Source organism: Roseibium sp. 10G30-5 (genome assembly GCF_055809635.1).
On sequence record NZ_CM147918.1, the window covers coordinates 2,994,904 to 3,007,479 of the forward strand.

The 12,576-nt window shown below is 56.2% G+C and carries 11 protein-coding genes and 3 pseudogenes; 11 read left to right on the forward strand and 3 right to left on the reverse strand.

Translation table 11 applies throughout. The features are described from left to right. Window positions 1-9 precede the first annotated feature (9 nt). The gene (locus AC0L7U_RS15215; protein WP_473691835.1) at window positions 10-663 is read left to right on the forward strand and encodes an HAD family hydrolase; all 654 of its coding nucleotides are present in this window, start codon (window positions 10-12) and stop codon (window positions 661-663) included. A 296-nt stretch (window positions 664-959) separates the two neighbouring features. Continuing rightward, window positions 960-2,798 carry a monovalent cation:proton antiporter-2 (CPA2) family protein gene (locus AC0L7U_RS15220; RefSeq protein ID WP_473691836.1) on the forward strand — a complete coding sequence of 613 codons (1,839 nt, stop codon included), beginning with the start codon at window positions 960-962 and terminating at the stop codon, window positions 2,796-2,798. A gap of 14 nt (window positions 2,799-2,812) precedes the next feature. Here AC0L7U_RS15220 and AC0L7U_RS15225 read toward each other — a convergent pair whose 3' ends face one another. Continuing rightward, on the reverse strand, window positions 2,813-3,424 hold the full coding sequence (locus AC0L7U_RS15225) for an invasion associated locus B family protein (protein ID WP_473691838.1): 612 nt from the start codon (window positions 3,422-3,424) through the stop codon (window positions 2,813-2,815). Between the two features lie 671 nt (window positions 3,425-4,095). Here AC0L7U_RS15225 and coxB point away from each other — a divergent pair. The 7 genes and pseudogenes from coxB (at window position 4,096) to AC0L7U_RS15260 (ending at window position 9,711) form a co-directional block, all read left to right on the forward strand. Next, the gene (coxB, locus tag AC0L7U_RS15230) at window positions 4,096-4,932 is read left to right on the forward strand and encodes a cytochrome c oxidase subunit II (protein WP_473691839.1); all 837 of its coding nucleotides are present in this window, start codon (window positions 4,096-4,098) and stop codon (window positions 4,930-4,932) included. Window positions 4,933-5,140: 208 nt separating this feature from the next. Then, window positions 5,141-6,740: pseudogene (gene ctaD, locus AC0L7U_RS15235) on the forward strand (cytochrome c oxidase subunit I). 170 nt (window positions 6,741-6,910) lie between these two features. Beyond that, window positions 6,911-7,846: a heme o synthase gene (locus AC0L7U_RS15240; protein WP_473691841.1), complete on the forward strand. Its 936-nt coding sequence runs from the start codon at window positions 6,911-6,913 to the stop codon at window positions 7,844-7,846. A 244-nt stretch (window positions 7,847-8,090) separates the two neighbouring features. Further along, window positions 8,091-8,732, forward strand: coding sequence for a cytochrome c oxidase assembly protein (locus AC0L7U_RS15245; RefSeq protein WP_473691843.1), 642 nt, complete (start codon window positions 8,091-8,093; stop codon window positions 8,730-8,732). Window positions 8,733-8,831: 99 nt separating this feature from the next. Further along, a pseudogene (locus tag AC0L7U_RS15250) lies at window positions 8,832-8,934 on the forward strand (cytochrome c oxidase subunit 3); the annotation flags it as partial. Continuing rightward, window positions 8,916-9,620, forward strand: a pseudogene (locus AC0L7U_RS15255) (cytochrome c oxidase subunit 3). The pseudogenes AC0L7U_RS15250 and AC0L7U_RS15255, both read left to right, overlap by 19 nt. 22 nt (window positions 9,621-9,642) lie before the next feature. After that, window positions 9,643-9,711, forward strand: coding sequence for a hypothetical protein (locus tag AC0L7U_RS15260; RefSeq protein ID WP_473695856.1), 69 nt, complete (start codon window positions 9,643-9,645; stop codon window positions 9,709-9,711). 149 nt (window positions 9,712-9,860) lie between these two features. Here the strand turns inward: AC0L7U_RS15260 and AC0L7U_RS15265 are convergent, their stop codons facing one another. Continuing rightward, entirely contained in the window at window positions 9,861-10,079 is a 219-nt protein-coding gene (locus AC0L7U_RS15265; RefSeq protein ID WP_473691845.1) for a hypothetical protein, read from the reverse strand. Between the two features lie 678 nt (window positions 10,080-10,757). Here AC0L7U_RS15265 and AC0L7U_RS15270 point away from each other — a divergent pair. After that, entirely contained in the window at window positions 10,758-11,051 is a 294-nt protein-coding gene (locus AC0L7U_RS15270; RefSeq protein ID WP_473691847.1) for a DUF983 domain-containing protein, read from the forward strand. Continuing rightward, window positions 11,041-11,949: an SURF1 family protein gene (locus tag AC0L7U_RS15275; RefSeq protein WP_473691849.1), complete on the forward strand. Its 909-nt coding sequence runs from the start codon at window positions 11,041-11,043 to the stop codon at window positions 11,947-11,949. Before AC0L7U_RS15270 ends, AC0L7U_RS15275 begins: the two co-directional genes overlap by 11 nt. Before the next feature lie 110 nt (window positions 11,950-12,059). On the opposite strand, the gene AC0L7U_RS15280 is transcribed toward AC0L7U_RS15275, so the two are convergent. Then, window positions 12,060-12,545 carry a redoxin family protein gene (locus AC0L7U_RS15280; protein WP_473691851.1) on the reverse strand — a complete coding sequence of 162 codons (486 nt, stop codon included), beginning with the start codon at window positions 12,543-12,545 and terminating at the stop codon, window positions 12,060-12,062. Between the last annotated feature and the right edge of the window lie 31 nt (window positions 12,546-12,576).

Genomic DNA, 12,576 nt, shown 5'->3' on the forward strand with positions numbered 1-12,576 from the left:
GGCCTCAAAATGGCGCGCCACACACCGCCGATTAGCTTTGTCATCTTCGACATGGATGATGTGCTGTATGATTATGACCATGCGGTGCGTTTGAAATTGCTGGCGGAGATGACGGGCCAATCCGTCGAAGCTATTGATGCCGCCGTGTGGGGAGGGCCGGAGGAAGCCCTTGCTGAGGCGGGATGTCCCGCAACCGGTGCGGCCTATCTGACGCAATTCAAGCAACTGCTCGGGCATGACATCAGCCGCGAGGAGTTTGCGCAGGTGCGTCAAGCCATGATGACCCCGCGCGAAGACGTGCTTGATCAAGTGGCCATGCTGAAAGCGCAGGTGGACATCGCTCTTCTGACCAACAACGGCATGCTGCTCAAGGATGTCCTGGGGCTTGTCGCCCCCCGTGCGCTGGAGCTTTTCGGGCAGAAGGCGCATGTTTCGGCAGAGTTTTCTGCCCGCAAGCCCAATCCGGATGTATACCGCGCCATCTGCCGACGCTACAGTCATGCGCCTACCCGCACGGCCTTTGTCGATGACAGGTCTGAGAACATCGAAGGTGCCGAAAAGGCCGGTCTGGTCGCGCATCTTTATCAGTCGCCACAAGGGCTAAGGGATTTCCTCGCAACGCTGGATCTCGTTTCTCCCGTTTCCGAAAGTGTGGACCCATAAGCACGGTTCGAATGGTCGGAGCAGATTGTTCTGCCTGTTAGGCGCGGATGCGCAGAAAACCGGCTGGTTTGCAGACGTCGAACGACACAGGCAGGGAAATCTGCCTGATCCTTCCTTTCTGCTCTTTGCGCTTTATGACGCGATATAAAGTGCATCCATGAATCCGTACCCTCGCTTTTGACCGATCTTCGGCAATGTGTCGCTGGATAACGGAAAGTTTTCCGGTCTTTGCTTTTTGTAGAAAGGTAATCCGGTATCCTTGATCCGTCATTCCACCGGATTTGCAAGGAGCCAGAATGTCAGCCGCTGACGGTCCTCCCTTTTTGACGGAAGCCATTATCCTGTTGTCATCGACCGTTGTGGCCGTGCCAATTGCGAAGCGGCTTGGACTGGGGTCTGTGGTTGGCTATCTTGCAGCGGGGGCCGTTATCGGTCCGTTCGGTCTGGGGCTTTTCGGCTCGCGGCAAGGGGCAGATGTGCTGCAATTCGCCGAACTGGGCGTGGTTTTTCTGCTGTTCGTGATTGGTCTGGAACTGGATGCAGGAAAATTGCTGCGCATGCGGCGCGACATCCTTGGGCTTGGTACATTGCAGGTGGTGCTGACTTCAGCCTTTCTCTTCATTCTGGCCCGCTGGATCGGGGCATCCATCCCGGTGGCTCTGGTTGCTGCTTGCGGATTGGCATTGTCATCGACCGCTTTTGCCCTGCAGATCTTACAGGAGCGTGGCCAGCTTTTTTCCGCTTATGGGCAACGGTCCCTCGCTGTTCTGCTCTTGCAGGACATGGCAATTGTGCCACTTCTGGCAATGGTTGCCATTTTGTCTCCAGCTCATCACGGTGCCACTGGTGTAAGCCTGTGGAAGGAAATCGGCACGGTCATTGCAGCTCTGGCGGCAGTGCTTTTGACAGGCCGTTATCTGGCCTCCCCCTTGTTCTCGCTGTTGGCTGCCAGCCGCGCCCGTGAGATTATGTTGACGGCAGCGCTGTTGGTGGCCCTTGGCAGTGCTGCGTTGATGCACGCCGTTGGTTTGTCGATGGCTTTGGGCGCATTTCTCGCCGGAGTGCTTCTGGCTGAAACGAGCTTCCGGCACACGCTGGAAGCGGATATCGAACCCTTCCGCTCGCTGCTGATGGGGTTGTTTTTTATGGCCGTCGGCATCTCGTTGAATTTCTCAATTCTGGCGCAGAACTGGCTGTTCATTCTCGTGGCGGTGCCAGGCGTCATGCTCATCAAGGGCGGCTGTCTGTGGGCGTTGACGCGGGGCACGGGCTCGTCCAATTCCGATGCGTTTCGGGTCGCGGTGACCTTGCCGCAAGGCGGAGAGTTTGCCTTCGTGCTGTTCACAGCCGCTGTCGGCAATGACATTTTCACTTATGAGACGGCCAACCTTCTCAACGCGATCGTCATTCTTACCATGCTGATGACGCCACTGGCGTGCCTTGGGCTTGATCTTGTCGCGGCCCGGATGAAAGCGCAGGGCGGGGACAAGCCGATCCTCGAAACATTTGACGAGGCGACCCCGGCTGTTCTGGTTATAGGCTTTGGACGTTTTGGACTGACAGTAGCCGAGATCCTGACCGCAGAAGGTCTGGAGGTCAGGGCGCTCGACAACAAACCCGAGCGGATCGGCTATGCCCGCAAGCTTGGCTACAAAGTCTATTACGGCGACGCGCGGCGCGCTGATGTGTTGAGCGCGGCAGGCGGAGGCGAAGCCGCGTTGATTGCCCTGTGTATCGAAGATGACCAGGTGATGAACAGTGCCATTGATCTGGTGCGCAGTGCCTTTCCGCAAGCGCTGATCTTTTGCCGCGCGACAGATCGGCAGCACGCCCTTGAACTGGAACGCAAGGGCGTCAACTTCCAGATCCGCGAGACATTCGAATCCAGTCTGGTGTTTGGCCGTGCCGCGCTGGAGCAGTTAGGCATTCCGGTGGAGCGGATTGATCAGATTGAAGAAGATGTGCGCGAACGTGATGCGCATCGGTTCGTGTTGCAGGTCAAGGATGGCCTGTTTGCCGGAACAGAGACCCTGCACAAGGTGACCCCGCGACGCGTCAAGACCGTTGCAGCAGGCCTTCCTGACAGCAGCCCTGAAGAGACAACCGCGACTGCACAGAAAAACAGCGCCCCTTAGGCGCTGTCATCAGATCACGGCAGAGCGTCGAAGCCCGGTGAGAAGCCTTTCAGGGAAATCGGAATGCCAATGCCCTCTTCCGGCGTCTGGAAGATGATGAAGGTGGCCTGCTTTCCCTTGCGCAGCTTGTCCAGAAGCGTGTCTTCCAGAACGACTTCAGCGATACAGCCATTGGGCAGACAGCGCACGAAACCGGCGCGGCCAATGTCCGAATTGTCGATGCGCAATCCCAGGCCCGAGGGCAACAGCACGCCCAGAGGTGCCAGAACGCGCAGGATCCGGCCTTTCTTGTCGGCGGTTTTCAACACGATGACGGACAGGCCGACATTGTCACGATCTTCCGCGGTAACATTCTGGATCAGTGCGCATTGCTCTTTCTTGGCACCCGGCGGGGTGTCGCAACGCATCTGCCAGTCGCCATACTTCGCCTTGATCTCACCCTGTGCCCGCGCAGTGTTCGGCGCGATCGATGCGCCAATGAGGGTCAGCAACAAGGTCAGACAGGCTGCGAGGGACAGAAAGCGGGTGGGCAAGGTTGATCTCCGGCTCTTGCTTTGGGTGTCCGACATCCGGTGAAGGTCCGTTTCTGGGGCGGCGGCACGCGCGTGCCGGTCAGACTTGGTCATAAGTGCGAATCCACATGATCTTTGTCGGTGCAGGATGCCGTATCCCATCCCGTGTGACCAGTGTCCAGACGGGTGAGACATGTTGAAATTAAAAGATTTCCTATAGGACGATGTCGGAAATGTGATTGCCGTAGGGTTAGCTAGTAAAAGTTTTCGGTGGCAAAATACACAAAGATGGCGCTGGAGGGTGCTATGGTCAGGATCTTGGAGAGGGATTTTTGCTCATAACGGCATTCTGCCGCGGCTTGTGCAAAGTGCTGGGAGGCCTTGCGGAACCTGCGGTACGCCGCATTGAAAGACTGTTTTCCAGATATTTCATAGGGACCATTGTCCGACATACCAATTTTCGCGGCCGCAGGAAGGGCTTAGGGTATCGATCACATGACGTCTTGGAGTGCTTGCCACTGAAAAGATCAGGACGTGTGAGGGGCAAGAAGACCGAGAAGTGTATGGCATCGCGGCAATGCGATTTTTTTGAAGAGCCAACGGTTTCATGACAGATGTAAACTGAGAGAGCGTTGATTGTATTTGGGTCAACTGCACTGAAATTTGGCACGTTTTGCTCTTGCCAGACGAAAGCTTGCCGGGGGCAGGTTTAGGGATTGATGTGACAAGGCGCGATGAGGAGCAGTTTGCAAGGGGTACAGGCTGTTTGAGGGAAGGAGCGCGATGTGACGAGTTTGATGGATCGTTTCTTGAGAGGGGCGGGGGTCTTCGTGATCATGTGGCTGCTGAATGCCATTGGTGTGGCACAGGCGGCTGATCCGGGCACTGGTGTGACCAATTGGCAGATCGGCATGCAGGAGCCTGCCACCGAGGTGATGCAGGACATTCACTGGTTCAATACGCTGACATTCGTGATCATGGCGGGCGTCGTGTTGTTTGTGCTGGGCCTGCTGGTCTATGTGATGGTGCGGTTTAACGCCAAGGCGAACCCGGTGCCTTCGCGCACCTCTCACAATACAGTGATTGAAGTGGCCTGGACGATCCTTCCGATCCTGGTGCTGGTGGTCATTGCTATTCCGTCCTTCCGGCTTCTTTATAAGGAACTGGAAATCCCCAAATATGACATGACGATCAAGGCGACTGGCTTCCAGTGGTACTGGGGCTATGCCTATACGGATGAGGCAATGAATGGCTTGTCCTTCGATTCCTTGCTGATCACGGATAATCAACGGGCCGACACGGCCAAGGCGCGTGGTCTCTCTTTGGACGAGGTGCCGCGTCTTCTTAGCGTCGACAATGAGATTGTGGTGCCGGTGAATGCTACCGTGCGTATGCAGGTGACGTCTGAAGACGTCATTCACTCTTTCGCCATGCCCGCATTTGGCGTCAAGGTCGACGCAGTGCCGGGGCGCCTCAACGAGACGTGGTTCCGCCCGGAGCGGACGGGCATCTATTATGGTCAGTGTTCGGAATTGTGCGGCACCAACCATGCGTTCATGCCAATTGTCATTCGCGTGGTCACGCCGGAGCAATATCAGGCGCTGGGCCAGCAAGGCACCTGAGGATCTGGAAAGCGCCAATGCGCAACTGATGGCGGCGCTGGCCTTGGACAAAAAGTCCGTTGCAGAATCCGGCGGGGTCGTTCAAATGAAGCTGGCAACCAACCGGATGGCGACGCGGTAACGACCGCTCAGGCTGAGGAAACGCTTTTAATCTCCGCTCGGGTCGGTTCATCCGCACCGGGATCGGGAAAGCAAGAGGGCAGGAAAAATGACGGCAAGTGACGCCCATGCAGGCCACCACGATCGTCCGACCGGTTTCACCCGTTGGGTCTGTTCGACCAATCACAAGGATATCGGCATCCTTTATCTGATCTTTGCGGTGTGCGCGGGGATTGTGGGAGGCGGACTGAGTGTCGGCATGCGTATGGAGTTGCAGGAGCCGGGCCTGCAAATTTTCTCAAATCCGCATGTCTTCAACGTTTTCACGACATCGCATGGGCTGATCATGATTTTCTTCATGGTCATGCCGGCGATGATCGGCGGCTATGCGAATTATTTCGTACCGATCATGATCGGCGCGCCGGACATGGCGTTCCCGCGCATGAACAACATCTCTTTCTGGTTGCTGCCACCGGCGTTCCTGCTGTTGATCAGCTCGCTGTTTGTGCCTTGGTCCACCGGCGGGCAACGGGGTGGGCGGCGGCTGGACCAGCTATCCGCCGCTGTCGACGTCCTTTCAGCAAGGTCCGGCGATGGACATGGTCATTCTGTCGCTGCATATCGCCGGGATCTCGTCGATCCTGGGGGCGATCAACTTCATCACCACCATCTTCAACATGCGCGCTCCAGGCATGACCTTGCACAAGATGCCGCTGTTTGCATGGTCGGTTCTGGTAACGGCCTTTCTGCTGCTGTTGTCGCTGCCGGTGCTGGCCGGGGCCATCACCATGTTGTTGACAGATCGTAACTTCGGAACGACCTTCTTTGAAGCGTCCGGTGGCGGCGATCCTCTGCTGTTCCAGCACCTGTTCTGGTTCTTCGGCCACCCGGAGGTCTATATCCTGATCTTGCCGGGCTTCGGCATCATCAGCCATGTCATCTCGACCTTTTCTCGCAAGCCGATCTTCGGGTATCTCGGCATGGCCTATGCCATGGTTGCCATCGGCGTGGTCGGTTTCATCGTCTGGGCGCACCACATGTACACGGTCGGTATGTCTGCCAATACGCAGGCCTATTTCGTCGCCTCCACCATGGTGATTGCCGTTCCTACTGGCGTGAAAATCTTCTCATGGATTGCAACGATGTGGGGTGGGTCGATCGAGTTCAAGACGCCTATGCTCTGGGCAATCGGTTTCATCTTTCTGTTTACACTCGGCGGGGTGACCGGGGTGCAGCTTGCCAATGCCGGGCTCGACCGGTCGCTGCATGACACCTATTACGTCGTGGCGCATTTTCACTATGTCTTGTCGCTGGGTGCGGTCTTCGCGATCTTCGCGGCGTGGTACTACTGGTTCCCCAAAATGTTCGGCTACATGTACAATGAAACCATTGGCAAATTGCACTTCTGGGTGACATTCATCGGCGTCAATCTTGTCTTTTTCCCGCAGCACTTTCTTGGCCTCAACGGCATGCCACGGCGCTATGTCGATTATCCCGAGCAATTCGCGGGTTGGAACTTCGTTTCGTCGATCGGCTCTTATATCTCTGCTTTCGCTGTACTGATCTTTCTTGTCGGCGTGGTGGATGCCTTTGCACGCAAGCGGGTTGCCGGAGACAATCCCTGGGGTCCGGGCGCCACCACTCTGGAATGGACGCTGTCGTCACCACCACCGTTCCACCAGTTTGAAACCTTGCCGCGGATCAGGTAAGACACGCATCAAATGGCCTCTGCCCTTAGGGCAGGGGCATATTGAGTATTGCGAAGCGTCAGCTTTTGGAATACTCGGCGGGTATCGTTTAGGCCGCGAGCGGGCAGGACCCGCATTCGCAGGGCGATGGGCCGCACATTCCCTTCGCAGTCAAAATCTAAGGAAAGCCGATGTCGCTGGTAGAGCGCCGGGAGCAGAGTGACACCGACAGCCTTGCCTGGAATGGCGGTATGGGCACAGTCGGCGATTTCATTGCCCTTCTCAAACCACGTGTCATGTCGCTTGTGATCTTCACCGCCTTTGTCGGCATGATCCTGGCCCCCGGACACATCAATCCGGTTTTGGCCGGGGTGGCCTTGCTGTGTATCTCTGTGGGTGCCGGGGCCTCTGGTGCGTTGAATATGTGGTATGATTCCGACATCGACTGCATCATGTCGCGCACGCGCAAGCGTCCGATTCCGGCTGGCAAGGTGGTGCGGGAAGAGGCCTTCGCTTTTGGTCTGACCTTGTCGATTGTCTCGGTGATGACGCTCGGCCTGCTGGTAAACTGGTTCACGGGGGCCTTGCTTGCCTTCACGATTTTCTTCTACGTTGTCATTTACACCATGTGGCTGAAACGCCTGACGCCGCAAAATATCGTGATCGGTGGGGCCGCCGGAGCCTTCCCTCCCATGATCGGCTGGGCTGCCGTTACAGGCAGTGTCAGTGTGGAAAGCGTTCTGCTGTTTCTCATCATCTTCATCTGGACGCCGCCGCATTTCTGGGCGCTGGCCTTGTTCAAGAACGAAGATTACAAGGCGGCAAACATTCCGATGATGCCGGTCATTGCGGGTGAGACCCATACGCGTCATCAGATCCTGGGATATTCGCTGGTGCTGGCACCTCTAGGCGTTGCGCCCTATTTCCTTGGTTTTGTCAGCCCTTTTTATGGCATTTGCTCAGGCATTCTGGGGGCCGTCTTACTGGGGCTGGCGGTCAATGTCTGGCGGCTGCGCGAGGGTGAAAGAGCCCGCAAGGCTTGCATTCGTCTGTTTTCTTTTTCCATCCTGTATCTTTTCCTGCTCTTCGTCCTTTTGCTGGTCGAAGGGGTAATGGCTCGTTTCTGAGGCGCTGATGTCGCATGACAATGACAAGGGGATCCGCTTGAGCGAGGAGCAATTGCGCCGTCGCAAAGGGCGATCTATTGCAATTGCCGTTGCGTTAGTTGCCTTTGTGGCCTTATTCTATGTTGTGACAATTGTGAAATTGAGTCTGCAAGCAAATAGCTAAGGTGTGGCCCCCTTAACGCGGTTCAACTGACGTTCTGACCGTCTTGATGGGCTACGCCTTCACCGCTTTGAGGAGGGCGGCATGAGCGAGGGCGGACAGTCTGATGGCAAGACAGGGCAGCCGACCTCCGCACAGCGCCGCAATGCGCTGGTTGGATGTGTTTGCTTTGGCATTTTCCTGGCCATGATCGGCGCGGCCTATGCAGCGGTGCCGCTTTACAACATGTTTTGCGCCAGCACCGGCTTTGGCGGAACCACGCAGCGCGCACAATCTGCCAGTAACACGGTGATCGATCGCATGATCACGATTCGGTTCGATTCAAATGTCAGTCGAGACCTTGCTTGGAATTTCAGGCCGAAGCAGCGTTCGGTGACGCTGAAGATGGGCGAGACGCGGCGGATCGCGTATCTGGCGACCAACGAGGGTCGGGCCCCCTCGGTCGGGACATCCGTTTTCAATGTCACGCCGAGTAAGGCCGGGGCCTATTTCAACAAGCTGCAATGCTTTTGCTTCACCGAGCAGGCTTTGAAGGCCGGTGAAACAGTGGAGATGCCGGTCGAGTTTTTTGTCGATCCGGACATGAGCAAGGACCCGGACCTGCGCTACGTGCGCGAGATCACCTTGTCTTATACGTTTTACCCGGTCGCGAAGCCGAAGACCAAGCCAGTTGCGGGTGTTGCCGGGCAGCAGAATGCTGTCGCGCGGCCACTCGAAAAACTTTGATGAATTGAAGTGGATAGTGCGTGCCCATCAGGCGCTGACGTGATGACCTGAGGGCGAAGGTGGATTTGGGACGATAAGCCCAAGAGGGGGAATGCACCGATGGCTGAAATGCATGCCAAGAACCATGATTATCATCTTGTAGACCCAAGTCCCTGGCCGTTTATGGCCTCGATGGGTGTGTTTGTGCTGGCGCTTGGCGGCATTGGCTTCATGAAGCATGCACAGGGCAAGGAGTTCATTCTTTACGGTTTTGATTTTACCGGGTGGTGGGCCTTCGCCGTTGGGGTGATTGTCATTCTCTACGTGATGTATTCATGGTGGCGCGACACTATTCGCGAAGGACATGAGGGGCATCACACACGTGTGGTCTCGCTGCATCTGCGCTATGGCATGATCCTGTTCATTGCCTCGGAGGTGATGTTTTTCGTCAGCCTGGTTCTGGGCGTATTTTGATGGCGCCCTCTTCGCAAATGAGGCCATCAACTTCAGCCGGGCGCAGGTCACGGGTGGGCAATGGCCGCCAAACGGCATTCAGACCTTCGACCCTGGCATCTGCCTTTGCTCAATACATTGATCTTGCTGTGTTCCGGTTCAACCGTGACCTGGGCGCATCATGCCTTGCTACATGACGACAGGGACAGCGTGCGCTGGAGCCTGATCACCACGGTTGTTCTCGGCCTGCTGTTCACAGCCTGTCAGGCTTATGAATACAGCCACGCGGCCTTTGATTTCGGTGGCAATATCTATGGCTCGACCTTCTTTATGGCCACCGGGTTTCATGGCTTTCATGTGATTGTCGGCACACTCTTTCTCGCGGTTTGCCTGTTTCGCATTCTTGCAGGTGATTTCACGGCAAAACATCATTTCGGCTTCGAGGCCGCAGCCTGAGTATTGGCACTTTGTTGATGTGGTGTGGCTGTTTCTGTTTGTCGCAATCTATATATGGGGTGCTGGCGAGACCGTTGCGGCCATGCATTAGGGTGCGGTGCTGAGAACAGGCCGTGCTTGTGCAGAACGATGGCCGTGTTCCTTAAAAACCGGCGGACAGGATGACCCTGCGCCGCCGATTGATCGTGAAGGGGATTTACGGACCATCTTGTGGGATGGTCATATGAGCACGCGGGGAGCTCAGGTCGTGTAGTCCACCAGAAGCGATCCAACCTCTTCGGAGGTGGTTGTGCCGCCTGCAGAATAACCCGTCGGATTTGACAACTGGTCGAGCAAGGCAGCGAGAGGGTCGTCGTCCTCATCCTCGTCAGTTGATGCAGCGGAGGAGGCGGCTGTCAGATCTGCCAGAATACCATCGCTTGGCGTTGTCCCATCTGCTGGCGGTTTCGGGGGCGTCATCAACTCCTTCAGCTCGCTGGCACTGGTTTTCTGTCAGATTTCCGGCTTCGACCTGATCTGATAAAAGACTGTCCAGCTTGGAGACCAATTCCGCAGGGTCGGGTGGTTGTGATGCAGTCGATTGTCCACCCTGAGGCGGAGCAAGTTCCTCACTCATGGTATTGAGAGCGCCGAGGAGGGCATCCTCGTCGTTTTGGCTGATAGTTCCGTTGGACACCTGAGAAGATAGTCGATCCTGAAGCATTTCATGGGGAGATGGACGGCTGGGCGAACTGGTTGAGATATCCATTTTCAACTCCTTTCGTGTCTGTATGAACATTCCGCTTCCCTAGCGTCAGATTGCACAGGTTAACGAGATGTTAAGCAGCTGACCTTTCTTTAATTCGCAATATTTCTACGTTCACTGAGGGATAAATGAAGAAATGTTGCGGACTAAAAATCTGGTTGCCGCTGCATCCGCGTGTTGGACGAGACTGGGGAATAGAGGGTGAAGCCTTGTCGATTTGGACAGGGGGCGCTTTGCGACCGGCGGAGAGTCGCCAGCGTAAGTTCAGTGAAGCCTTGGGGTTGAGAAATCGGGAGGCGCATATGCAGAATAAATGGCATTCTGGCTCAGTCATTTCTGACCCCGTGCGCGCGGGCTTGCGTGGAAAATGTCCACGTTGTGGCTAGGGGCGTTTGTTTCAGGGGTATCTGACAGTCCCCCAAACGTGTGAGAGTTGTGATCTCGATCTGGCGTTTGCCGACAGCGGTGATGGTCCTGCCGTTTTTGTGATGTTTCTGGTTGGATTTGTCATCATCGCATTGGTTCTGTTCGTCGAGGTGATGTATCGCCCGCCAATGTGGGTGCACCTCAGTCTCTGGTTTCCGTTGACCATCTTGTTGGCAGTCGGCATCTTGCGACCGTTGAAGGGTGTGTTGATTGCCCTTCAGTTTCGCCATAACGCACATGAGGGAAAGCTTGACCCCTGAAGACTCCAGGACATCGCGCAAGACTGATGCACCGGATTTCGTTCGCGCAGAACGGCCGTCGCTGCGCTGCCTGATCTGGCCAACTGTGGCGATGGTGATTGCCCTCGCCATCCTGATCGGTCTTGGCGTGTGGCAGCTTCAGCGGTTGGCGCAGAAGGAAGCGTTGATTTCCACGGTGACCAGGAGTGTTGCTTCGCGCCCCCATCCAGTGCCGCAGCCAAAAAGCTGGGACGCCTTGAATGCGACGTCCGGGGACTACCAGCACGTTGCCTTGTCGGGCCATTTTCTTTCCGGGCGTGCCTATTATTTTGGGGCCGTGGATGCGCCGGGCGCACAGTTTTCCGGTCCGGGCTATTTTGTCTATCGCCCGTTCAAGACCGATGCAGGCTGGTTGGTAATGATCAATCGCGGATTTGTGCCGCAGCACAGGTTTCGCGAGTGGCGCGAAGGGCCTCAGGACCTGGCAGGAGATCATCAGACATTGACCGGCATCCTGCGCGTTGCAGAGCATCCGAACTGGATAACAACGCAGACCGATCTGGCGCAAATGGTCTGGTTCGCCCGTGATCCGGTGGATATGGCGCAGCATATCGGCGTTGGCCGCGCGAAGGTCGCCCCTTTCAGTATTGATCTCGATGCCCGGTTCTCAGGAGAGGGCGGATTGCCGGAAGCCGGAGAGACCCGCGTTCATTTCCGCAATGATCATTTGCAGTACGCGCTGACGTGGTTCGGTCTGGCGTTGGGGTTGTTAGGCGTCTACGGGGCGTTCGTTGCTCACCTCATGCGACCGCCTGAGGATCATGACGAGGGTGTCAATGTACAAGACGGCGATGCTCTTGATGAGGATGAGGCGAGGGTCAAGCGCCGTGCCGCCGTAGGTTCAGGCGTCAATCTGTAAGACTGTGCTGCTGACAGCGTTATGGTCAGAGTACACGCTTTCTGTTGATATGAAAAATGCGCCACGAAGATCGTGGCGCATGTGTTTGAAAGCGATTGGGAGGATGCTGCTCAGGCCGATAGTTTTTCGAGCGCTGCATCAACGCCGCTGACATCTGTATTGGCCGGAGAATCTTCCAGACCGAAGTAGGTCACGACACCATCCTTGGCGATCAATGCGAAGCGCTGAGAGCGTGTGTCGCTGAAGAGTGGGGCTTCAAGAGAGACATCAAGAGCCTTGACGAAAACCGCGCCGGGGTCGGACAGAAACACGATGTCCGGATCGCCGGAGGCTTTCTTCCAGGCATCCATGACGAACAAGTCATTGGTTGCCATCACGGCAACCGTATCGGCGCCCTTGGCTTTCAGCTCATCCAACTTGTCGATGAAGCCTTTGAGATGTGTGTTGTGGCACGTTGGCGTGAAGGCCCCTGGCACTCCGATCAAGACCACCGTCTTGCCAGAAAACAACTCGCTGGTCATCAGTTCTGCGGGGCCGTCCGCTGACATGATCCTGAACGTTGCTGCGGGAATCTTGTCGCCAGTGTTGAGAGGCATAATGCGTCACTCCATGAAGAGAAAAGGGAAC